Source organism: Bradyrhizobium sp. CCBAU 45394 (assembly GCF_028128655.1).
GTDB classification, from domain to species: Bacteria; Pseudomonadota; Alphaproteobacteria; order Rhizobiales; family Xanthobacteraceae; genus Bradyrhizobium; species Bradyrhizobium diazoefficiens.
Map to the genome: position 1 here is coordinate 456,583 of NZ_LBIX01000004.1, position 23,455 is coordinate 480,037.

General features: G+C 65.3%; 18 protein-coding genes. 8 read left to right on the forward strand and 10 right to left on the reverse strand.

From position 1 onward, the window contains the following. Nucleotides 1-268: 268 nt before the first annotated feature. The 6 genes from WN73_RS02935 to WN73_RS02960 all read right to left on the reverse strand — a co-directional run bounded on the left by WN73_RS02935 (nucleotide 269) and on the right by WN73_RS02960 (nucleotide 8,194). Nucleotides 269-2,137, reverse strand: coding sequence for an ABC transporter ATP-binding protein (locus WN73_RS02935; protein ID WP_271551379.1), 1,869 nt, complete (start codon nucleotides 2,135-2,137; stop codon nucleotides 269-271). 200 nt (nucleotides 2,138-2,337) lie between these two features. Continuing rightward, nucleotides 2,338-3,264 (reverse strand): 2-hydroxyacid dehydrogenase, encoded by a 927-nt coding sequence (locus tag WN73_RS02940; protein ID WP_271551380.1) that lies wholly within the window; start codon nucleotides 3,262-3,264, stop codon nucleotides 2,338-2,340. 13 nt (nucleotides 3,265-3,277) lie between these two features. Continuing rightward, a complete protein-coding gene (locus tag WN73_RS02945; RefSeq protein WP_271551381.1) occupies nucleotides 3,278-4,606 on the reverse strand; it encodes an NAD(P)/FAD-dependent oxidoreductase in 1,329 nt (442 codons plus the stop codon). Nucleotides 4,607-4,646: 40 nt separating this feature from the next. Then, on the reverse strand, nucleotides 4,647-5,522 hold the full coding sequence (locus WN73_RS02950) for an ABC transporter permease (RefSeq protein ID WP_271551382.1): 876 nt from the start codon (nucleotides 5,520-5,522) through the stop codon (nucleotides 4,647-4,649). Between the two features lie 2 nt (nucleotides 5,523-5,524). Next, on the reverse strand, nucleotides 5,525-6,475 hold the full coding sequence (locus WN73_RS02955) for an ABC transporter permease (protein ID WP_271551383.1): 951 nt from the start codon (nucleotides 6,473-6,475) through the stop codon (nucleotides 5,525-5,527). Between the two features lie 27 nt (nucleotides 6,476-6,502). Then, complete coding sequence (locus tag WN73_RS02960) at nucleotides 6,503-8,194, reverse strand: peptide ABC transporter substrate-binding protein (protein WP_271551384.1); 1,692 nt, start codon at nucleotides 8,192-8,194, stop codon at nucleotides 6,503-6,505. A 218-nt stretch (nucleotides 8,195-8,412) separates the two neighbouring features. Here WN73_RS02960 and WN73_RS02965 point away from each other — a divergent pair, with 218 nt between their 5' ends. Together WN73_RS02965 and WN73_RS02970 are read left to right on the forward strand one after the other, a co-directional pair. Next, entirely contained in the window at nucleotides 8,413-9,045 is a 633-nt protein-coding gene (locus WN73_RS02965; RefSeq protein ID WP_028174575.1) for a cupin domain-containing protein, read from the forward strand. Nucleotides 9,046-9,209: 164 nt separating this feature from the next. Continuing rightward, nucleotides 9,210-11,087, forward strand: a complete 1,878-nt coding sequence (locus WN73_RS02970; RefSeq protein WP_011089455.1) for an ATP-binding protein — start codon at nucleotides 9,210-9,212, stop codon at nucleotides 11,085-11,087. A 9-nt stretch (nucleotides 11,088-11,096) separates the two neighbouring features. On the opposite strand, the gene WN73_RS02975 is transcribed toward WN73_RS02970, so the two are convergent. Next, nucleotides 11,097-12,122, reverse strand: a complete 1,026-nt coding sequence (locus tag WN73_RS02975; protein WP_271551385.1) for an AraC family transcriptional regulator — start codon at nucleotides 12,120-12,122, stop codon at nucleotides 11,097-11,099. Between the two features lie 187 nt (nucleotides 12,123-12,309). Between WN73_RS02975 and WN73_RS02980 the strand changes: the two genes are divergently transcribed. From WN73_RS02980 to WN73_RS03000, 5 genes are all read left to right on the forward strand, one after another. After that, nucleotides 12,310-12,759: a cupin domain-containing protein gene (locus WN73_RS02980; protein ID WP_011089457.1), complete on the forward strand. Its 450-nt coding sequence runs from the start codon at nucleotides 12,310-12,312 to the stop codon at nucleotides 12,757-12,759. Between the two features lie 188 nt (nucleotides 12,760-12,947). After that, nucleotides 12,948-14,441 carry a flavin-containing monooxygenase gene (locus tag WN73_RS02985; protein ID WP_271551386.1) on the forward strand — a complete coding sequence of 498 codons (1,494 nt, stop codon included), beginning with the start codon at nucleotides 12,948-12,950 and terminating at the stop codon, nucleotides 14,439-14,441. A gap of 102 nt (nucleotides 14,442-14,543) precedes the next feature. Continuing rightward, nucleotides 14,544-15,617: a hypothetical protein gene (locus tag WN73_RS02990; RefSeq protein WP_060908672.1), complete on the forward strand. Its 1,074-nt coding sequence runs from the start codon at nucleotides 14,544-14,546 to the stop codon at nucleotides 15,615-15,617. Between the two features lie 66 nt (nucleotides 15,618-15,683). Beyond that, complete coding sequence (locus WN73_RS02995) at nucleotides 15,684-16,667, forward strand: SDR family oxidoreductase (RefSeq protein WP_060908673.1); 984 nt, start codon at nucleotides 15,684-15,686, stop codon at nucleotides 16,665-16,667. Between the two features lie 371 nt (nucleotides 16,668-17,038). Beyond that, complete coding sequence (locus WN73_RS03000) at nucleotides 17,039-17,821, forward strand: hypothetical protein (RefSeq protein WP_039185849.1); 783 nt, start codon at nucleotides 17,039-17,041, stop codon at nucleotides 17,819-17,821. 146 nt (nucleotides 17,822-17,967) lie between these two features. On the opposite strand, the gene WN73_RS03005 is transcribed toward WN73_RS03000, so the two are convergent. From WN73_RS03005 to WN73_RS03015, 3 genes are all read right to left on the reverse strand, one after another. After that, nucleotides 17,968-19,311, reverse strand: a complete 1,344-nt coding sequence (locus WN73_RS03005) for a cytochrome-c peroxidase (RefSeq protein WP_271551387.1) — start codon at nucleotides 19,309-19,311, stop codon at nucleotides 17,968-17,970. A gap of 13 nt (nucleotides 19,312-19,324) precedes the next feature. Further along, nucleotides 19,325-21,031, reverse strand: coding sequence for a phospholipase C (locus tag WN73_RS03010; RefSeq protein WP_271551388.1), 1,707 nt, complete (start codon nucleotides 21,029-21,031; stop codon nucleotides 19,325-19,327). Between the two features lie 185 nt (nucleotides 21,032-21,216). Beyond that, nucleotides 21,217-22,008, reverse strand: a complete 792-nt coding sequence (locus WN73_RS03015; RefSeq protein WP_271551389.1) for an ABC transporter substrate-binding protein — start codon at nucleotides 22,006-22,008, stop codon at nucleotides 21,217-21,219. 243 nt (nucleotides 22,009-22,251) lie between these two features. On the opposite strand from WN73_RS03015, the gene WN73_RS03020 reads away from it, so the two are divergent. After that, the gene (locus WN73_RS03020) at nucleotides 22,252-23,445 is read left to right on the forward strand and encodes an efflux RND transporter periplasmic adaptor subunit (protein WP_028174566.1); all 1,194 of its coding nucleotides are present in this window, start codon (nucleotides 22,252-22,254) and stop codon (nucleotides 23,443-23,445) included. The last annotated feature ends 10 nt before the right edge of the window (nucleotides 23,446-23,455 follow it).

Genomic DNA, 23,455 nt, shown 5'->3' on the forward strand with positions numbered 1-23,455 from the left:
AGGCATTGCATCTCACCCGTGTCTGTCAGTTAGCTTCGGGTGCGGCAATTTCTTGCGGAATTGGTAGCTCGAGAAGAGTGTGATGGAATATGAGATCGTTCACATTCCGCAGCTCCCTGTCGCTCGATCCGGTCACGATTTCCGGAGGACGAGTCCGCATCTGCCCGGCGCTTTCGCCGACATCAAACCTATCTACACTTGCCTGCTTCGTACACGTCAACTCATGCGTTCGGTCACGTCATCGGAAACGTACCGCATCCTGCGCGCCTCAGGCCGACCACTCCTCGCCCCACACCTGGACGACGTGACCAGGCGAGACCTCGCGATATTGCCGCACCGGCGGCTGGTAGTCCGGCGCGCGCACCGGGCTCCTGATCTCGTCGTTGGAGGCCTCGCGCCTGGTGCCGCGGCGCGCGGGATCGGGGACCGGCACGGCGGCCATCAGCTTCTTCGTATAGGGATGCTGCGGATTGCCGAACAGGGCTGCGCGCGGGCCGATCTCGACGATCTCGCCGAGATACATCACCGCGGCCCGGTGGCTCATGCGCTCGACCACCGCGATGTCGTGGGAAATGAAGAGGTAGGCAAGGCCCATGCTGGCCTGAAGGTCGAGCATCAGGTTGACGACCTGCGCCTTCACCGAGACGTCGAGCGCCGAGACCGCCTCGTCCGCGACGATCAGCCTCGGCCCGAGCGCGAGCGCGCGCGCAATGCAGACGCGCTGGCGCTGGCCGCCGGAGAATTCGTGCGGGAAGCGCGCGGCCATGTCGGCGGTCAGGCCGACGCGCACGAGCAGGTCGGCGACCTTGTCGCGCCCCTGCGCAGCGGTGGCGAGGCCGTTGGCCAGCAGCGGCGCTGCGATCGCCGTGCCCACCGACATGCGCGGATTGAGGCTCGCGAACGGATCCTGAAACACGATCTGCATCTGCTTGCGGAAGTCGCGCAAGGTGCGGCCGTTCATCGCCAGCACATCCTGGCCGTCGAGCAGAACCGTCCCGCTGTCCGGCTCGAGCAGCTTGAGGATCGAGCGGCCGGTCGTCGACTTGCCGCAGCCGGATTCACCGACCAGCGCCAGCGTCTCGCCGGCGTGCAAGGTGAAGGAGACGTTCTCGACCGCGTGGACGCGGCCGGAGACCTTGCCGAACAATCCCGAGCGGATCGGAAAGCGCGTGGTGAGGTTCGAGACTTCGAGCAGCGGGCGCTCGGCAGTCGAGACCGTATCCGGTGTCTCGGTCGGCTCATCCGAGGTGCCGGTGACCTTGTCGACAATCGGAAACCGCATCGGCCGCGGACGCCCGTCCATCGAGCCGAGGCGAGGCACCGCCGCGAGCAGCGCGCGGGTGTAGGGATGCGAGGGCGCGGCGAAGATGCGCGAAGTCGCATCGGTCTCCACCGCCTGCCCGCCATACATCACGACCGTGCGGTCCGCGATCTCCGCGACCACGCCCATGTCGTGGGTGATGAAGAGGATCGACATCCCCTCTTCCTGCTGGAGCTCCTTCAGGAGCTCCAGGATCTGGGCCTGGATCGTGACGTCGAGCGCGGTGGTCGGCTCGTCGGCGATCAGGAGTTTCGGCTTGCAGGCCAGCGCCATCGCGATCATCACGCGCTGGCGCATACCGCCGGAGAAGCGGTGCGGATGCTCGTGGAAGCGAGATTTCGCGGCGGGGATGCAGACGCGATCGAGCAGCCGGACGGTCTCGGCCTCGGCCGCCGCCCGCGACATGCCGCGATGCTGGATCAGCGCTTCCGCAATCTGGAAGCCGATGGTGAGCACCGGATTGAGGCTCGTCATCGGCTCCTGGAAGATCATGGCAACGTCGTTGCCGCGGATGTCCTTCATGCTCGCTTCGGGCAGCGCGAGGAGATCGCGGCCGGCGAGCGTGACGCGCCCTTCGACGCGGCCGATGTCTCTCGGAATGAGCCGCATGATCGAGAGGGCCGTGACGCTCTTGCCAGAGCCCGACTCTCCGACGATTGCCACGGTCTCCCCGGGCGCGACGTCGAATGACACATTGCGCACGACGGGAATCCATCGCCGCTCGATCATGAAGGAGGTGACGAGGCCGGCAACCGACAGCACAGGTGCCTGCGCGTCGGCGATCACTTTGTGAGCTCCGCTCGCACCGATACTCATGCAAAGCCCCCTGCACATGCCGCGCAGACGGTGCGCTCCCTCCCCCGCTTGCGGGGGAGGGTTGGGGAGAGGGTGTCTCTACAATCGAGAACCCCCAAGAGGCGAGAACCCTCACCCGGCGCTACGCGCCGACCTCTCCCGCAAGCGGGAGAGGTGAACTGAGCCCGTGGCCGCACCGATGTCAAAATCACCATCCCCCCTCAGTAACCACGGCTGCGATCAACCCGCCCCGGCAACTCTTCGCCGCGACGGTGACGTGCGATGACGTCGAGCACGTAGTCGACGGCCGTATCCGGCGTGGTCATGCTGGCGTTGTGCGGCGTCAGCAGGATGCGCGGATGGCTCCAGAATGGATGGCCCGCCGGCAGTGGCTCGGGATCGGTGACGTCGAGGACAGCCCCCGAGAGTGCGCCGCTGTCGAGAGCCGCGAGGACATCGGCCTCGACGAGATGCGGGCCACGCCCGACATTGACCAGGGAGGCGCCGCGCGGCAGGCGCGCGAACAGGTCCGCGTTCAGGATCCCGCTTGTCTCATCGGTCAGAGGCAGCAGGCAGACGAGAATGTCGGTCTGCGCAAGGAAATCGGGCAAGGTGGCCATGCCCGCATGGCAGATAACGCCCTCGATCTCGCGCGGCGAGCGATTCCAGCCGAGACGCGGGAAGCCGAACGCCTTGAGGCGTTCGAGCACGGCCCGGCCGAGCTGGCCGAGCCCCATCACGCCGACACGCCGCCGCTTCGCCGGCGTGATCCGGATCTCGCGCCAGACCTGTTCCTTCTGCTGGGCGATGAAGTGCAGGAGATCGCGATGCAGGGCGAGCACGGCCATGGTGACGTATTCCACCATGGTCTCGGCAATGCCGGGCTCCAGCATGCGCACCAGCGGGATGTGCGGTGGAAGTTTGCTGGCGTCGAACTGGTCGACGCCGGCGCCGACCGAGAAGACCAGCTCGAGGTTTGGAAAGGTCGCCGCGATGTTGTCAGGCGGCACCCACGCCACGAGATAGCGCACCTCGGCGGGATCGCCGATGTCGGGCCAGAGCCGGAACGGCAGATGCGGCGCGCGCTCCGCGAAGAAGCGCGCCCACTCCGCGCCGCGCACCATGTTGGCCTTGTAGAGAACCGTCATGCGGCCAAGGCCCTCAGAACGGGCTGACCGGCGCGAGCCGGCGGCCGTCGATCATGCGCTTGTGGCTGTAGGGCTCAGGATCGACCAGCGGCGTCGAGCCGGTCACGATGTCGGCGGCGAGCTTGCCGGCCGCAGGGCCGATGCCGAAGCCGTGGCCGGAGAAGCCGGTGGCGAGGAAGAAGCCCGGCAGCGCATCGACCGGCGAGATCACCGGGATCGTATCGGGCGTGCAGTCGATCGTGCCGCCCCAGGCTTCCGCGATCTTGATGTCCTTCAATTCGGGGTTGGACTTGATCAGCGCTGATAGCGCCGCATTGACCAGCGACATGTCGGGCGCGGGATCGCGCACCCGTTCGGTCTCGAACGGCGACGGCTTGTCGAGGCTCCAGCTGGTGCCGCGCATGAGCTGGTCGAAGAACGACTTGCCGAACGACATCTTCAGTCCGTTGCGGCGATGCAGATAGGTCGGCCAGAAGGTGCGCGCGTAGCGGAACAGATCGGGCGACAGCTCGACCGTGCCGCGGTTGCGCAGCGCCAGCGTAAAGCCGCCGTCGAGCCGGCGGCGGATGCAGTAAAAATCGGTACCGAGTGCACCCGACGTGATCTCCGGCCCGGGCGTGGTCCGGCACGCGGTGGCGTTGACGAGACCGATCGGCAGCTCGATGCCGTGACGGCGGCAGAACAGCGACGACCATGCCCCGCCCGACAGCAGCACGGATTGCGCGCGGATGGTGCCCTTCTCAGTGACGATGGCGCTGACCCGCCCGCCGGTCGTCTCCAGCCCGCGCGCGGCGCAGCCCTGGTGGATCGTAACGCCGTGCTTTCGCGCGGCAGTCGCAAGCGCGGGCACGGCCATCGACGGCTCGGCGCGGCCGTCGCTCGGCGTGTGCAGGCCGCCGACCCACTTGTCGGCATTGCCGGGCATGCGCTCGGCGACCTCCGCCGGCGTCAGGACGGTGGAATGCACCTGCTGCTCGCGCGCGATCGCGGCCCAGCGTTCCCAGCCGGCGAGCTCGTCCTTGCTCTTGGTCAGGAACAAGACGCCGGTGCGGCGGAAGCCGGCATCGACGCCGGCGTCGTTCTGCATGTCCTCCCACAGCCGCAGCGCCTCGCGCGCCAGCGGAATCTCCTCACGCGCGCGGCCCTGCTGGCGGCACCAGCCCCAATTGCGGCTCGACTGTTCGCCGCCGACATGCCCCTTCTCGACGAGCGCGACGGAAAGCCCCTTCTTCGCCAGATGATAGGCAGCCGAGACGCCGATGACGCCGCCGCCGATGACGACGACGTCGGCCTGCGCCGGCAGGCGTTCGTCGCTATTTATACGGTTGAGCGGCGGGGACATCGGACACTCCTGGACTTCAGTTCGATCGAGCTCTTGCTCGTCATGGGATGTTCATTCGCGGGTCGAGCGCGTCGCGCAGGCCGTCGCCGAGGAAGTTGAAGCTCGTGACCGCGAGCGTGATGGCGAGGCCCGGCGCAATGGCGAGCCACGGCGCGCTGGTGAGATAGATCTGCGCGTTGTTGAGCATGTTGCCCCAGCTCGCGGCCGGCGGCTGGATGCCGTAGCCGAGATAGCTGACATAGGATTCGAGCAGGATCGCCTTGGCGACGTTCAGCGTCGCCGCGACCACGATCGGCGCGATCGCGTTGGGCACGAGCTCGTGGAACATGATCCGCAGGTTCGACGAGCCGAACGCGACGGCGGCGACCGCGAACTCGCGCTCCCTGAGCGAACGAACCTGGGCCTCGACGACGCGGGCAACGCTCATCCAGGCGGTCGCCGCGATCAGCACGGTGGTGGTGACGAGGCCGGGCTCGGTCAGCGCGGCGAGCGCAAGCAGCAGGAAGATGGTCGGAAAGCACAGCACGGCGTCGACGAGCCGCATCAGGACCGCACCGACCACGCCGCCATAGAAGCCGGCGAAGGCGCCGACGGCGATGCCGACCGCCATCGCGATCACCATCGCGACGATGCCGATCGAGAGCGACACCCGTCCGCCCATCATCAGCCGCGCCAGCACGTCGCGGCCGAGCTCGTCGGTGCCGAGGATGTGTGCGCCCGAGAGCGGCGGCGCGAACCGCTTCATGATGTCGATATAGGTGTCGTCGAACGGCAGCAGGTAAGGACCCAACGCAGAGCCGAGGACGAGAACGAGGATGATCACGGCGCCCGCAAGCGCGAGCCGGTGCCGGCGGAAGCGCCGCCATGCGGCCTGGCCGGGCGCGAGCTGGTCGGTGGAGAGAAGCGCGCTCGTCATCGCTAACCCACCCGGATGCGCGGATCGACGACGGCATAGAGGATGTCGGCGAGCAGCGAGCCGATCAGCACCATGGTCGCCGAAAACATCAGGATGCCCATCACCACGGGATAGTCGCGGTAGCCGATGGAATCGAGGAACAGACGCCCCATGCCGGGCCAGGTGAACACGGTCTCGGCGACCAGCGCGCCGCCGAGCAGCGTCGGAAACTGGAGGCCGGCCACCGTGATCATCGGCAGCAGCGCATTGCGAAGCGCGTGCACGGTGAGGATCCGCCATTCCGGCATGCCCTTGGCGCGCGCGGTGCGGATGTAATCCTGGTTGATGACCTCGAGCATCGAGGAGCGCATGAAGCGGCCCCACATCGCGGTCTCGACCAGCGCCAGCACCAGGGCCGGCGCGATCAGATGATGCAGCAGGTCGAGGAAGGAGCCGTCGCCGACGGTCTCGCGGTTGCCGGCCGGCAGCCAGCCGAGCTTCACCGAGAACACGTAGATGGTGACGAGACCGAACCAGAAGGTCGGGATCGACAGCGCGATCATGGCGCCGACGGTTGCGAGCGTGTCGAACAGCGAGTAGCGGCGCAGCGCGCCAAGGATACCGATCCAGCAGCCGAGCAGCACCGCAATGATCGTCGCCGTCGCCATCAGCTCCAGCGTTGCGCCGAGATGCGAGGAGATCACCGACAGCACCGCCTCGCCGTCGCGGTAGGACTTGCCCCAATCGCCCTTCAGCATGCGGCCGAACCAGTCGAGATACTGGATCGGCAGCGGCCGATCGAGGCCGAGCTGCCTAGTGACGCGGTCGAGATCCTCCTGCGTCATCTGCGCGGAGGCGGCAAATTGCGAGAGCGGACCGCCCGGCGCCAGATGCAGCAGGGCGAAGCCGATCGCCGAGACGATCACAAGCAGCATGATCGCCTGCGCCAGGCGATTGACGACATAACGGGCCATCTCAGGCGATCCAGCGAGCCGGATCCATCAGGCCCAGTACCATTCGCGGATGTTCCAGCAATTGATGGAGGTGTTGATGTTGGGACGGAAACCCTGCAGCCCTTCCTTCACGCCTTCGGCGATGAAGCCCTGGAACATGGGCAGGATCGCGAGGTCGTTGCGGATCAGCTTTTGCAGATCGCCATAGGTGGTCTTGCGCTGCGACAGATCGAACTGCTTGGCGCCTTCGGCGAGAAGACGATCGGCCTCCGGGCTCTGGTACTGATAGGTGTTGTAGCCGCGGCCACCCTTGGCGGGAATGGCGCCGGAGCCGAAGCGCGGCGTCACGTCGGGGTCGCTGCCCAGCATGAAGTTCACCGAAACCAGCACCGAGTTGAACTTCGACTGCTGCCAGAAGTCGCCCCAGATCACCGCCGCCGGCATGTTGTTGACGCGCATCGCAGCACCAATCGCGCGCCAGTCCTGGACCAGGAGCTGCTGGGTCTGCTCGCGCACCGCATTGCCTGACGTCGTCGAGTTGGTGAATTCGAGCTTGACGCCGCCCTTCTCGCGAACGCCGCTGGAGCTGCGAACCCATCCCGCCGCATCGAGCAGCGCATTGGCCTTGGCGGGATCGTATTTGTGCTGCGGCAGGCCCTTCTGGAACGACCACGCCTGCTGCGGCACGAAGCTCTCGGTCTGCGTCGGCAGGCCGTAATAGAGCGCGTCGATGATCGCCTGCTTGTTGATGGCGAGATAGAGCGCCTCGCGCACCGCGCGGTCGGCGAAGGGACCGAAATCCAGGTTGGGCGCGATATGCTCCACCGAGGACGTCGCCGAGACGAAGATCTTGCGGCCCTTCAGCGTCTTCGCCTCCTGCACGAAGTTCGGCAGGATGCCTTGCAGGCCGGTGTAGTCGACCTGGCCGGTGCGGAACTGGGTGTAGAGCACGGTGAGGTCGGGGATGTACTTGAACACCACGCGTTCGACGTACGGCCCCTTGCCGTGATAGCCGGTGTGGGCATTCAGGAGGATGTGGTCGCCGGGCACGCGCTCACCCCAGCGGAACGGTCCGGTGCCGACAGGCGCATTGTGGAACGGCGAGGCGTTCGGATCTGACACCTTCTCCAGGATGTGCTTGGGCACGATGAAGGTCAGCGATCCCAGGATCGACATATAGGGCGAATAGGGAGCTTCCATTCGCCAGTGGATCTCGTCCGCCGCGACGACCTTGATGTCCTTCACGAGGCTGTGGCCGACGCGGCTGCGCGCGCGGAAATCGGGATTGTTGATCAGCTCGAGCGAGAACTTCACGTCGTCCGCCGTGAACGGCGTGCCGTCATGCCACTTCACGTCGCTGCGCAGCTTGATCTTCCAGGTCAGGCCGTCGGCCGACAGGCCGCCATTCTCGATGGCCGGGACCTCGCGCGCCAGATCGGGAACGAAATTGCCCTCGGGATCGATGTACCAGAGCAGCGAGAACACCTGCCACCAGACGCCCTGATCGACCTCGATGCCGGGCATCAGCGGATGGAAGACGGTCGGCTCCTGCGACAGCGCCGCAATCACCTGCCCGCGCGGCTTGTCCGGCGGATTGGTCGGGCGCTCGGTCTGGGCGAAGGCATTGCCTGCGAGGCTCCATCCCGCCGCGGCGCCGGCCCCGAGCTGGAAGAATTGACGGCGATTCGGACTACCGAGATGCACTGCCCCAACGCCGAACCTGCCGGTGTCGTTTGCCATGACCCACTCTCCGTTGTCGCACACGGCACCGTCTCCCGCGCCCCGAGACCCCGGCAGGGGACAGGAGTGGGCTTTAGTGCTTCTAAATTTTTCGATCAAAAGTTCATCATGACTAAATACAGCTGTCAATCGCATTGCTAGTATGCGCGACCTTTTCACTCCGACTGAAGCCTCGGACCGATGCGGTCCAAGGCTGAGATGATGCATGGGAGAGCGACATGGATGGTCGCGGCGATACCAACGGTCCGAAGGACGCTCCGACGATCGAGGCCGACGATGCGGTCGACCAGCGCCTCGGCGAAACCGTACGGCTGCTGCGTCAGCGCGCCGGCCTCTCGATCCAGGACGTCGCCAACAAGACCGGCCTGTCGAACGGCATGATCAGCCAGCTCGAACGCGCGCGCGCCATGCCGTCGATCCGCACGCTGCGCCTGCTCAGCATCGCGCTCGACGTGCCGATCTCCTATTTCTTCGAGACCACCGATCCCGGCGACGTGCAGCGCTACATCGTGCGCAAGAACAGCCGCCGCCTGCTGCGCCTCACCGCGAGCGGCGTCGTCAAGGAAGCGCTCACCCCGGATGGCAAGGGCCAGCTCGAACTCTACGAGCTCACGCTCAATCCCGGCGCCTCGTCCGGCACCGACTTCCTGCAGCACACCGGCGAGAAGGCCGGCTACATCCTGTCCGGCAGCCTGCGGCTGTGGCTCGACAACCAGGCCCACGTGCTCGAGGCCGGCGACAGTTTTCGTTTCCCGAGCATCGTGCCGCACATGTTCGACAACCCGACCCAGCAGACGGCGCGCGTGATCTGGGTGACGACATTGCGCCAGACCGATTCGCCGGCGGGTTGAAGCCCGAGGCAGGCCGGGCCTCGTTTCCGGGACGGCCGGCCGTCCCGCGCCACCTGAAATTGCCCCTCGACGGAAACGCACGGAATCTGTAGCTCACATAATGGCGGACTCCTCGACAGGACGGGGCCGTTACGGTCCGCGGCTGGCGTCTTGGGTGTGAGACCATGAAACTCAGGGGGGTTGTGACATTTGCGATGGCCACCCAGGTCGTCGTGACCGCCGCACTCCTTCTCGCTTCCTATGCCATGACCGGCACCGCCGGCCCGCGCGGGTTCGGCATGGCCCAGCTCATCGCCCTGATGGCGAGCGGTGTCGTTGCGGTGCTGCTCGCGCGTCTCTGCACGAGCGCGATCGAGACGTCGCAAGCCGAGCGGGCTGCCGCGCAACTGGCCGATCGGGCGAAGGCCGTCGCCGAGAGCGCACAGATGACGCAAGCCGTCATCAAGACCGCGCTCGACGCCTTCATTCAGACCGACGAACGCGGCATCGTCGTGGAATGGAGCTTTCAGGCCGAAGCCCTGACCGGATGGTCGCGGCAGGAGGCCATCGGCGCCGACGTCGTCGACCTCCTCGTCGCCGAGCCGCTCCGCGCCGGCTTCAGGCAGCGCATGATGCGGCTGCTGCCGGAACTGTCGGATACGCCAATCGGCATTCGCTTCGAGGTGAGCCTGCTGCACAGGAACGGCGATGCGATCCTGGTCGAGGCGTCGGGCACGGCCCTCCGGCTTGGCGGGCGCACCATCATCAACAGTTTCGTCAAGGACATCACCCAGAAGCGCGCCGCCGAGGAGCAGCTGATACAGGCCCAGAAGATGGAGGCGGTCGGGCAGCTCACCGGCGGCATCGCGCACGAATTCAACAACATGCTCACCGTGATCACCGGCACGATCGAGATCCTTGCCGACGCCGTGAAGGACAATCCGCCGCTTGCGACCATCACCAAGCTGATCAGCGAGGCCGCCGATCGCGGCGCCGCGCTGACCTCGAGCCTGCTGTCCTTTGCAAGGAAGCAGGCGCTGCAGCCGACGGAGATCGACGTCAACGAACTGCTCGAGGAGCTCGCCAAACTGCTGCTGGCGACCTTCGACAAGAAGATCGAGATCGTGACAAAGCTCGACAGCAAGGTCTGGCTCGCCTTCGTCGACCGCGGCCAGCTGAGCTCGGCGCTGCTCAACCTCGCGATCAACGCCCGCGATGCCATGCTGGACGGCGGCAGGCTGACCCTGACCACACGCAACGTCGTGTTCGGCGTGCGCGAGGCCGTGGCGGTCGGCGCCGGCTATGCCGGCGACTATGTCGAGATCGAGATCGCCGACACCGGCACGGGCATCCGGCGGGCGATCCTGGAGCGGATCTTCGATCCGTTCTTCTCGACCAAGGAGGTCGGCAAGGGCACGGGGCTCGGGCTCAGCATGGTGTTCGGCTTCGTCAAGCAATCCGGCGGCGGCATCAAGGTCGCGTCCGAGGAAGGCCGCGGCACGACATTCACGATCTATCTGCCGAAGGCCGAGACCAGCACTCTGCGCCCCGCCGGCTATGACGATCGCAAGGTCGTGGGCGGACAGGAGACTATCCTCTGCGTCGAGGACGATCGCGACGTCCGCCAATACGTCACGGTCCAGCTCGAGAGCCTCGGCTACAAGGTCATCCCCGCCGCCAACGCGACCGAAGCGCTCGCCATCGCCGCTGAGGGCAAGGCGTTCGACCTGCTGTTCACCGACATCGTGATGGCCGGCGGCATCAACGGACGCGAACTCGCCGAGCAGATGGTGGCCGCGCGGCCGTCCCTGCGGGTGCTGTTCACCTCCGGATACGCCTACGACTCGATGCACGCGCAGGGCCGCGCCACGAAGGGCGCCCCGCTTCTGACAAAACCCTATCGCAAGGCCGAGCTCGCGCGCATGCTGCGCCGCTCTCTCGACACCGCCGTCGATTCCGTGGGCGACCCGATCCCGACACCCTACTCGGTGCAGGCCGATGTCGAGGGCTTTTTGCGCAGGCAAGCAGCTGAAGACAGCGGCACGACGCGGTCGCGAAAGTAGCTCTCTGCGCTAGCTCATCCTTCGCCGCAGCGTTGCCGACGGCGTCTCGCCAAATTTTTCACGATAGGCGCCGGCCATGCGGCCGAGATGCGTGAAGCCGAGATCGAAGGCGATCTCGGTGATGGAGGCATCGGGCCGGGCCTGCGCGAGCCGGGCGTGCAGACCAGCGAGGCGCATGTCGAGCAGCATCTCCGAGATCGAAACCCCGAAATGACGGCGGAAGCCGAGCTGGAGCGCGCGGATGCCGATCCCGGCGGCGCAGGCAAGCTGCGCAAGGTCGAGCGGCTCGCCGGCATTGTCCGCAAGACGGTCCCGCGCGACGCGAAGCGCACGCGGCAGACGCTCGGCTTGCCCCGAGAACGTCCTGATCGCATCCGACAGGCCGTGACGCTGGCCATTGAGCAGGTGATCGAGCAGCGCCTCCCGCCAATCGGCGGTCGCGACCGGTGAAAGCCTGCCGGAGGGGCCAAGACGTTCGGCGAGCGTCATCAGCCCGCCAAGGCTGGTCCGCAAGGCCCGCCCCGACGGCGCGTCCAGGTCGATCACAGGATCGAACTCGACCGTGCCCGCGACCCTCCCCGACAAGGCCGCGGCGCGCTGCTCGACCATGCGGCGGTCAAGCAACAGGATCACTTGGGCACAGTCGCTCCACATCATCCGGGTCGGGATCGTCGGCGACAGCAGCGACGCCGTCCGGTCCGGTACGGCATCGAATTCGCCGGCGCCGGCACGAATGCGGGCGGTGCCCGTGAGCGGAACCTGCAGCAGGAAGAAGCGCTCGAGGCAGCCGGGATCGATGCTGACCGATCCGCCATAGGTAACGTAGTTGATGGAAAAGCCGTCGAACGCCGCGCAATTGTGCCGGGCGGAGAAGCCGGCCGCCCGCGCCTGCGCCGGCTTGAGATCGTGCGGACAGAAGATGCGTCCAATCTGCTCGGCCGCCTCATCGACATCATCGGTGGCGACGCGGGCAAAGTCCGCAAGCCGTTCTGCTGCGGACGCACTTGCGCTCATTTCCAGCACGGCTGCGGACATCGTCGACCACGCTTCGCGTCACGGAATTGCTTTAAGCCTATAATAGTTCCCTGGACGCGGAAAGGGCCGCGTCGCAAAATCGTCGTGCTGCATGGCAAAAGCTCCATCCGGATTCGTTTAGCGGATAGACAGGCAGCCGGTCGCTGGCCGAAGCTCCATCCTCGCCGGAATCCATGAGGAGCGAGCCATGACTGCACTCGAAAAGGGCATAACCGCTGTTGGCACGGGCTATGGCGGCAAGAGCTGGAACATCCTTGGTCAGGTCTATTTCCCCAAGGCCGTCACCGACTCCACCTTCGCGTTCGAGACCAACAGCGATCCCGGCCAGTTCGTGCCGGTGCACATCCATCCGACCCAGGACGAGTTCATCCTGGTGCAGGAGGGCACGCTCGACCTCAAGCTCGACGGCGTCTGGGTCAAGGCCCATGCCGGCGACCTCGTGCGCATGCCGCGCGGCATCCCGCACGGCTATTTCAACAAATCCGACAAGCCCTGCCGCGCGCTGTTCTGGGTCTCGCCGATGCAGAAGCTGGAGGCGCTGTTCAACCAGCTCCACAATCTGACCGACCCAGCCGAGGTCGTGCGCATCTCGGCACTGCACGAGGTCGACTTCCTGCCACCCGAGGCCAACGACTAAAGCGCGATCGCCGCGCTTTAGCTGTTGTTTGAGCATGATCTTTTCGGAAAACCGCTTCACACTTTTCCGGATCATGCTCGAGGCAGCCGCCTCCCCGTCGCCTATCATCAGCTTGCAGCCCCGCCGGCCGCACCTTGCGGCCGAACGTGGCCGCTTGCGCGCGAAACACCCTGATTGCGAGCAATCCCATGGTCAGTCCCAAGCATGTTTGCGTGATCGGCGCCGGAGTCTCCGGTCTCGCCGCCGCAAAGGCATTCTCCAGCCGCGGCCACCGCGTCACCATTCTCGAGCGCAGCGGCGATCTCGGCGGCGTCTGGGAGCCTGCGCGCTCCTACCCTGACGTGCAGACCCAGAGCCCGAAGGATCTCTACCGCTACACCGATCGCGCCATGCCGGACGCTTATCCGGAATGGCCGACCGGGCCGCAGGTCCACGCCTATCTCGCCGACTACGCCAAAAGCTTCGGCCTCGACCGCATGCTGCGCCTCAACACCGAGGTCGCCGGCATGGCGCGCCGCGCCGACGGGAAGCCGGGCTGGACGCTCGCGCTGACCACCAAGGACGGTAAGGCGACGAACGAGGATTTCGATTTCGTCGCGGTCTGCATCGGGCAGTTCAACGAGCCGCGCGAGCTGCATTGCCCGGGCGAGGACGGCTTTCTGGCGCAGGGCGGCCAGATCCTGCATTCGTCGAAATACAGCGATCCGACGCTGGCGAAAGGACGCCGCGTCGTCGTGCTCGGCGGCTCGAAATCGGCGACCGACATCGCGGTGAACGCGGTGAAATCAGGCGCACGCGAAGTCACCATCGTGATGCGCGAGCCGGTCTGGCGGATCCCCTATTTCATCGGCGGCCTCGTGAACTTCAAGCGCATCCTCTACATCCGTGCGCAGGAGGAGATGTTTCCGGGCTGGGGCGCCAGCGCGATGGCGCGGCTCGCACACCGCATCGCAGCGCCCCTGATCTGGGCGAACTGGCGCGGGCTGGAGAGCCTGTTGAAGGCGCAGCTCAAGCTTGGCCCGTGCAAGATGGTACCGAAAGAGCGGATCGAGGACGGCGTCAACTGCTCGGTGCCGATCGCAACGCCGGGCTTCTATCCGATGGTCGCGGACCGTCGCATCAAGGCGGTGTTCGGCACGTTCGATCATTACGAGGGCGACAGCATCGTGATGAGCGGCGGCGAGCGCGTCGGCGCCGACGTCGCGGTGCTCGCGATCGGCTACAAGCTCGGCGTGCCGTTCCTGCCCGCGGCCTATCAGCAGAAACTGGTCGACGCGGACGGTCAGTACCGGCTCTACCGGCTGATCGCCAACCCCGATCTGCCGGAGCTGGGCTTCGTCGGCTTCAACTCCTCGTTCTGCACCGTGCTGTGCGCCGACCTCGCCGCCAACTGGCTGGTGCGCTACGCCGACGGCCAGCTCGCCAACCAGCCGACGGCGCAGGCGATGCGCGACAACATCGAGATGATGCTGCACTTCAAGCGCGTCGAGCGGCCGGCCGCCGGCGTCTATGGCGGCTTGTGCGTCGCGCCCTATCACTATCGCCATTTCGACGAGCTGATGGCCGATATCGGCGCCAAGAACCAGAAGCGCGGCGGGCTCGCCGGACACTTCCAGCCGCCGGATGCGGATGCCTATGCGAAGTTCCTGGCGACGGCGCCGGACTACCGGGCCACAGCGTAAGGTCGGAGAACCCGGGCTGAGCGGGATTTGCAACTCGCCAGTCCGCGCGTTTGATGTTTACGATCCCATGATCGACGAATCTCCGGCACACGGGAACCCGCCATGGGACGACGATGTCACGCCGCCGCAGCCCTGGCGGTGCTTGGGCTGATCCTCACGACGTTCACGGCGAGCCAGGCACAAACGCTCACGGCGAGGCAATCGGAGGCGCTCGCCACCTACGATCGCGCGCTCGGCGATTTCAAATCCATCCTTGCCGAGCGGCGCCGACAGATCGCGGCGAAGGAGCCGCTGCCGAACCTGCCGGGACAGGCGCTCTATCTGGCACGCGTCGCGGTCATCAGTGCTTACAAGGATCTCACCGACGCCATGCCGTCGCGGATCGGAAAGCCCAACAAGTTCGAGATTCCGCCGGCCTATTTCGACGCCGACATCGAGCCGCTGGTCGACGAATATGCTGGACTCTTCGAGATCATGGAGGCGCCGCCCGCCGGCGCGCAGAACTCGCCGACGCCGTTCAAGGACGTCGTCGATCTCGCAGTCGCTATCGCGCGCGCCAAGGGACTTGCGCCTGGCCACGCCGAAGCTGCGGGACGTATCAGCCTCGGGCTGTTCTTTGCCGAGACCAACGGCAAGCAGAACGTCCGCAATGCGCGCTCGAACACCTATATGGGCAGCTTCCAGACCGGCCCGTCCGAGGACCGCAACGGCCGCAGGAAATGGGAGTCTATCAAGAGCGAGATCGCGGCGGCCGATCCCGCGCTGGCCGCGCGTGACGACAGGGAAGAGGCACGCGCCCGCGGCACCGATCACCGTTTCAATCACTGGACCAATGTGCGCGACGGCCTGATGAACGCGCATGCCGATCTGTTCCGGGAGATCCCGGGAATCGTGAAGACGCTGCCCGACCCGATCGACCAGATGAAGCTGTTCGAGCTGATCCAGATCGTTCCCACCCCGACGCGGTCCGCGCTCAAATCGGGCGATCTCCTGAACTACCGGGTGTCGAGCCCCACGATCATGAGGCACTTGCGCAACAACAGCATCTTCGCGTTCGGCCAGGCCGACAGATCGCGCAGCTCGGCAAGCTTCCGCGAGATTCTCGCTGCGATGTGGCTGTTCAACCGGAAGTTCGAGAAGGCGATGGCGAAATACGCGGAGATCAGGGCGCACTGAGGCATCGGTTGTAACCGCTACCGGACGTAGTAGGCTCGTGATCTCATCAGCAGCACGGGCAGTTTCATGCGCATCCTCATCCTTGGCGGCAGCCAGTTTCTCGGACGCGCGATTGCGGCCCATGCCTGCGCCAACGGTCACGACGTGACCTGCGCCGCCCGCGGTCTCGCCGGGCCGATCGCGGCAGGCAGCCGACTGATCCGGATCGATCGCGACGTCGCGGACGGTCTCGCGCCGCTCGCGGGTGAGACATTCGATGCCGTCGTCGACGTCTCGCGTCATCCCGGCCAGGTTCGCCGCGCCGTCGCGGCGCTGAAGCGGCCGGGCATGCACTGGACCTTCGTCTCCACGATCAGCGTCTACGCAGACAACCGCATACCGGGACAACGCGCCGACACGGCGCCGCTGCGCGAGCCCATGGCCGAAGACGTCGAGCACAGCACCGACGCCATTTATGGCGCCGCCAAGGTCGCGTGCGAGCAGGCCGTCGGCACTGATGCCTTCATCTGCCGGGCCGGCCTCATCGCCGGGCCGGAGGATCCGACGGGACGGTTCGCGTACTGGCCGGCCCGGCTTGCGCGCGGCGGCGAGGTGCTGGCGCCGGGAGCGCCTGACGATGCCGTCCAGTTCATCGACGTGCGCGATCTCGCACAATGGATCGTGCATGCGGCCGAGGTTGGCCTGACCGGCATCTATGACGGGATTGGACCGGTGCGCACGCGCGGCGAATTCCTGACCGAATGTGCATCCGCGCTGAACTCCGCCTGCACCTTCACCTGGGTCGATCGCGCCTTCCTGGAAGCGCATGACGTACGGCGCTGGGCAGGTCCGCGATCACTGCCGATGTGGCTGCCCCTGCCCGACTTCGCCGGCTTCCTGACACGCGACACCTCGCCGGCACGCGAGGCCGGATTGACCTCGCGCCCGGTGGCCGCCACCGTGCGCGATACGTTCGACTGGCTCCGCGCCGGCAACGGGCCGGTCATCGGTCTCACCAGCGACGACGAGAAGGACGTGCTCGCCGCGTGGCACGCGGGCATGACGAGCTAGGGCAGACTCATAATCTTGATATCGTCTTGTGACCGACAGCGGTCGTTCCTTGGTAACGACGACATGCAGAAGGGCGAGATCACCCGCCACAATTCTAGATAGAGTGTGAGCTGGTTCATATCGGCGGCCCCATGCCGCGCGTAGCTTGGCGAGAAGATGTCTCGCTTCCCGGCGCCAAGTCGTCATGGGTTTCCGGACGTCAAGTCGAGCGAACATCTGTCAACCCATAGGAGGACAGGTCATGAAGTTCGCAGCACTGCTTTTGATCTTTGCTCTCGCCGCATTCGCGACGGCTATTCCGGCAGATTCGGCCAACGCATGCGCGCGCCCCTGCGGAAACTATTGTTGCGGATAATCGGCGGAGAATTCCAATGCGCCCATTGATCAAGTGGGGGGCATTAGTGACGATCGTGAGCATCGCACCACTGGCATCCGTGGCTGCGATACGTCACCACACGCCCCCAAATAAACTCAACGAAGCAATCACCGCTATCGGCTTTCACCCGATAACGCCGCCGGTGCTCCTGCGCGCTCCAGGCTCCATCTATCATGTCTCTCCGAACGGCCAGGATTACGACATGCTGTGCGAAGTCTCGCCTGAGCGACTGGTTGGCGTCACCCGCACGTCATCTTCTGCAACCCAAGTCACCTCCGAACTACGAAAGACGCAATATTCGCTCGACTCAAAAGTCGTGCGTTCGATTCAGTCACATACCGATGCAAAATTGGCGGAAGCTGTAAAGCTGGAGCTCGATGACGTTCAAGTGCTGGAGATCTCACTTGAAGACCTATCAATCATCGCTGAGGAGCTGTTCCGTCGCGAGTCCTGTGATCGGGAAGTGAAACGGTATCTGGAAAACGGCGAGTACGTTTGCCAGGGACAGCGGGTCCTCAAGGCGTCGACGAAATACGTGGCGGCCTACGACAATTCAGCGGCGGGCTCCGTGGAACAAACGACAGACCTGATAAAGAATAATTTCGATCCGACTGTCAGCATACAGGGCGGTCAGAGCGTCTCCGGAGCGAACCTTTATTACGGGATGAGACTGGCACCGCGGTGTCTATCCCTCAGGGATGCCAAAAGGCAGCCACGGCCACCGTTCTCGCTCTGGGACAGACTGGTCAATCACTTTCCTTCGCTCGAGTTCTTTTGAATATAGCCGCGACACGCCGTGGCAACGGCCAGCGTGTTCATGCAGGCGACAACCGACTCTTTTGGCTCAACCGCGGCGACCACGGCCGAGGCCTTGGTGGCGCCGGCGCCCCCCGCACGCCCAGACCGCTTTTATACACACACGCCCTAATTTTCCGGTTTGTAGCCGTCCGTCAGCGTCTTCAGGAACGCGATGATGTCGGCCTCGTCCTGCTCGGTCATCGCCGGCCTGTCGCCGGGGCGACGATCGAACGGCGGATCGGTGACGTCGACATTGGCGTGATATTTTTGCGGCAGGTCATCGTACTTCAGCACGGTGCCGTCGGCGGCGCGCGGAAAGACCTTCTCCGGATTGGTGTCGCGGAAATTGTAGAAGTCGAGCACCTGCTCGAGGTTGCGGAAGACGCCGTTGTGGAAGAAGGCGTGACGCACCGCGGTGTTGCGCAGCGTCGGCGTCAGGAACATGCCGCAATATTGGGTCTGCTCGGGCATGTCGGTGCGATGCGGGCCGCAAACGCCAAGGTCGAAATAATTGGGGTCGCGATTGTTGGCAAGCTCGGCGTTGCGCGGGGCGCCGAGCGCCTCGTATTGGTGATCGGTGAACAGCGGCGGCAGCCCGTCGCGGGTCGGCGCCGAGGTGTGGCAGCCGGCGCAATTGGCCTTGTCGGGATCGTTGAACGCTTGCAGCCCGCGCAGCTCGCTCTCGGACAGCCGCGCCCTGCCCTCGAGCCAGTAATCGTACTTGCTGGTGTAGGGATGAAAGCTTGGCTCCTCGACCTGATAGCGCGCCACCGCGAACATCGCCTCCGCGATCAGGAGCCGTTGATTCTTCAGCACACCAGCGCCGAACAGCTCGACGAAGCGGGTGGCGTAAGACGCGCGGCGCAGCTTGCCTGCAACGATCTCGGCGCGGCCGCCGTCCATCTCGTTGGGATCGAGCAGCGGAAACAGCGCCTGGTCCTGCAACGTGTCGGCGCGGCCGTCCCAGAACAGGCCGCCTTGCGGAACGATGTTCGCTGACGCGCCGCTACCGCCCGCGGTCTTGGTGGTGCGCGCAGCCAGCTGGCCGAGCGCGGCCATCTGCGCGAGGTCGACGACGTTGTCGTCGTCACCCTTGTCGGGGCCGATGCTGAAATTCGGATGGCGATCGAGATATGTCAGCGACGGCACCGCGCGTGCGCCCGGGCGCGACAAGGTCGCGCCGCCGAGCATGACCGGCCCGTCATTGGGCGGACCGTAGGCGTGATCCGGGCTGTGACAGGACGCGCATGACAGCGCGCCCGAGGACGACAGCGAGGCGTCGTAAAAAATCTCCCTGCCGAGCTGCGCCATCGCCGAGAGCGGAGCGGCCGGCGGACGCATGAGACGAACCGGGTTCGGATTCGCACCCGCGGGATTTGCTTCCGCAAATCCCTGCGTCGCGACGACAAGGACGGCGCCGGCCAGACAAAGCAGGCCGGCGCCGAAAAGCCACATGGTGCGGCTGTTCATATGACCTTGCGTCCTAGTGGTGGTGGTGCTCGTCCGGCGGGCTGGTCATGACAGTGCCGGAAGTTGGATCGAGGAACAGTGCGTCCACCCGGAGATCGTGGCGATGATCATGATCGAAGTCGAACAGGTCCATGATCGACCCGGCGCTGGCGTCGAACGAGCCGCCGCCGAGACGCTGGCCGCGCAGCCAATTGTCCTCGATGAACCGCACCACCGAGGCCTGCGAGATGTAGGTGTGGCTGACGAAGTTCGTCCTCGCATAGGGCGAGACCACGATGAAGGGAACGCGGGTGCCCGGGCCGCAGCGGCCGTTCACCGGCTTGCCGCTAAGCCCCTTCGGCGCCGGCTGCTTCTGCGGGCCGAGACCGCACAGGCCCGGACCGTTGACCTGGTCGGCGGTCGGATCGTAGGAGGCGCTCTTCGGCGCGACGTATTGGTGATCGTACCAGCCGTCGGAGTCGTCATAGGTGATGATGACCGCGGTCTCGCGCCACTCCGGCTGCTTCTGGAGGAAGTTGATCAGCTCGACATTGCCCACCTGCTCGTCGAGCGGATCGGAATTGCCGGCGTGACCGTCCTGGAAGGCCGGCATCTTGATGTAGGAGACGGCCGGGAAGTTGCCGGCCTTCACCGCGGCGTAGAAGTCCTCGAGATCGTAGTTGTGGTTGGCCGGATCAACCTTGCCGTTGAAGTCGTGGGTATGGCCAATCGCCTGGACCGAGCTCGGCCGCGCATGGGTCGGGTTGGCGGTCGACTTGTAGTACTGGAAGAAGGCGTGGTGCGGACTGTAGTCCACGATGGTGCCGTTGACGTTGCTCGAGAAGGTGCTGCGGCCGCAACCGGTGGTGCCGTTGGCGTTCTTGAGCGTCAGGTCGAAGCCGCCCATGAAGCTGCCCCAGCTGATGCGCTCGTCGTTGAGCAGATCGCCGATGTTCTTGCTGGTCATCAGCACGGTGCTGGTCGTGCTCGAGCAGGAATCGTAGGCAGGATCGGTGTCGCCGATCAGCGTCAGGCCGCCCTGGCCGTCGGCGATCGAGGACGAGGTACCGACGACGTTCTGCGCGCCGTTGGTCTGGCCGGAGACCACTTCCAGCATGCCGGGCGTGGACGGACCGAACGTGTCGGTCCAGTGATTGTCGCTCATGGCGAAGTGCTGGGCGTAGTTCCAGAAGGCCGTGACGGTGTTGCCGTCGAAATAGCCCATCACCTGGCCGTTGGTGCCGAACGCGCCGGCGCCGCCGGCCGTGCCGCGGCCGGTGAATTTCGGGAACAGGTCTTCCTTGCCGTTGTCCACCGCCTGCTGCTCGGGCGTGTAGGCATGGTTCTGCGAGCGCGTGTTGGCCTGGGTGCGGTCGAGACGGAACGGATCCGTCGCGCCGGTGCCGTTGGCCGGGCTGTTGTTCGGGTTGTTGACCAGCAGGTTCGCCGTGACGAGGTTGTTGACCTTCGGCGTGTGCGGCTTCGGCACGAAGGGTATAGAGCCGGACGGATTGGCCGCGTTCGGATAGGTCGCGAAATAATGGTCGAACGAGCGGTTCTCGTTGAAGATGATCACGAGATGCTTGATCGGCGTCTCGGTGTGGATGTCATGCGAATGACGGTGACGATCGTGATCATGATCGCGGTCCCGACCGAAATCGTCCGCGAGAACAGGCATGGCGCATGCGAGTGCCGTCGCGGCCGCGAAAATCGCGGCCGTCGTCAGAAATCTGGATTTCATTGTTGTGTTGCCCCGAAGGATTGACGCCGACCCCGGGAACGTTAATGGCGCGCGATGACAGAGCTGTGTCAGTTTGACGCAAGAGACACTTTGCGCAGTTGTTCAGACAAGATTTTCTACACGGGCGATTTGCCCGAAGCTGCCTTCCTCGACCCTCATGGTGAGGAGTCCGCCACAGCGGGCGTCTACTCGGTGCGGATCGGAGAATCCTTCAGGCCATTGTTGTCATAGGCCTTGCGCAAGGTGCCGTTGATCGTCGCCTCGTTCATGAATTTGGTGACGAAGGTCAGCGCCAGGCTGTGGCCGAACGGCACCGCGACGGCCGTCACCGTCTTCTTGAACGTCTCGTCCAGCACCTTTGTACCCGGAATCTTCTGCGCCATCTTGTTGAGCTGGTCCCGCGACAGCGCAAAGGCGTCGATCTCGCCGTTCTTCAGGAGGCCGAAGATCTCATCATAGGTCTGATAGCCGGTGACCTCAGCGTTCTTGAGATGCGCGACAGCGCCACGCATGGTGGTAGTGGCGTTGACGGCCGCGACCTTGATGCCGGGCTGGTCGAGCGAGGCAAAACTGGTCACGTTCGAACCAGCCTTGACGATGTAGGTGGCGTCCGCGACCTCGTAGATCGGCCCGAACATCATCTTGCTCTCGCGCTCGGGGTCCTTTGGCAGCCAGGTGACATCCCAGGTGCCTTTGCTGGCTGCGTCGGTGATCTGTCCGGAGTTCTGGTGCACGACATATTCGACACCAACGCCGAGCTGGGCCGCCATCTCCTTGCCGAGGTCCACCGGCACGCCGGCATAGCCGGTCTCCGTCCTGGTCGACCAGAATGCGCCGCCTGCGGGGCTGATTGCGATCGCGACCCGCAGCTTGCCGGTCGGCGCGATCTCGTCCTTCAGCCCATCGGCTAGCGCGGGCATGGCAACCGCCGCCGCGAGAACGAGACCGGAGAGGGCCGATTGGACGGACGCGGACATGTCATGTTCTCCTCGCGTTTTCTTGTTCTCGTCGTCCCGACCGCTTCGCTTCCGCCACACGACCTTTGACACAATTCTGGTCGATCGTGCGCGCGGTGAAAAGCGGTTTGTCATGACAAACCTGTCAAAGGCCACACCGCCGTTCGCCGTGCAAGGCCGACGACCGCCATGGCTATGGTGTTCCACGGCCGGACATTTGTTGGTAGCCTGCCGCACCGACAGACAGCAATCGGGGGCCACCGAATGACGCGCGCGAATCCCGCATCTCCCGCACATCGCAATGGAGCGTGGAGACATGTTGGACGGGCGCTAGCCGCCACGGCCGCCGTGATCGCGCTCGCCGGCTGCGAGGACAAGAACGCCTACGTGGCTCCGCCCCCGCCCAAGGTGGACGTGGCGACGCCCGTGCAGCGGCCGGTGACGCGCTATGTCGAGGCCACCGGCAACACCGCGCCGATCAAGAATGTCGACTTGGTGGCGCGCGTGCAGGGTTTCCTGCAGTCGATCGACTACCAGGACGGCACCTTCGTCAAGCAGGGCACCCAGCTCTTTACCATCGAGCCCGAGACCTACAAGCTGAAGCTCGAGCAGGCCCAGGCGGCCGAGGCCGGCGCCCAGGCCTCGCTCCGGCAGGCGGAGGCCGACTTCAAGCGGCAAAGCGATCTGGTGCAGCGGCAGGCGGTCTCGCAGGCCACCCTCGACACCTCGACGTCAACGCGCGAAAACGCGCAGGCCAATCTCCTGCAGGCGCAGGCCAACACCAGGATCGCCGAGGTCAATTACGGCTACACCAAGGTCACCGCGCCGTTCGACGGCGTCGTCAGCGCCCACATGGTCTCGATCGGCGAGCTCGTCGGCGTCTCCTCCCCGACCCAGCTCGCGACCATCGTCGCGATGGACCCGATCTGGGTGAACTTCACCGTCAACGAGCAGGACGTGCTACGCATCCGCGCCGAAGCGGCCCGCCGGGGACTGACGCCCACCGACCTCAAGCAATTTCCGATTCAAGTCGGGCTCCAGAACGAGACCGGCTATCCGCATGAAGGCAAGCTCGACTACGTCTCGCCGACCCTCAACCAGTCGACCGGTACGCTTGCCGTGCGCGGCCTCGTCCCCAACGACAAGCGGGTGCTGCTGCCCGGTTATTTCGTCCGCGTCCGCGTGCCCTTCGACCAGGAGAAGGGCGCGCTCCTCGTTCCCGACACCGCGCTCGGCAGCGACCAGGGCGGCCGCTATCTGCTGGTGGTCAATGGCGACAACGTCGTCGAGCAGCGCAAGGTGCAGATCGGCCCCACCGATAACGGCCTGCGCGTGATCGAGAGCGGGCTGAAGCCGGACGACCGCGTCGTGATCGCGGGGCTGCTGCGGGTGATCCCGGGCCAGAAGATCGACCCGCAAGTGACGAAGATCGAGCAGCCGCAGGCGTCTGCCAAGTAGGAGCTGCCTG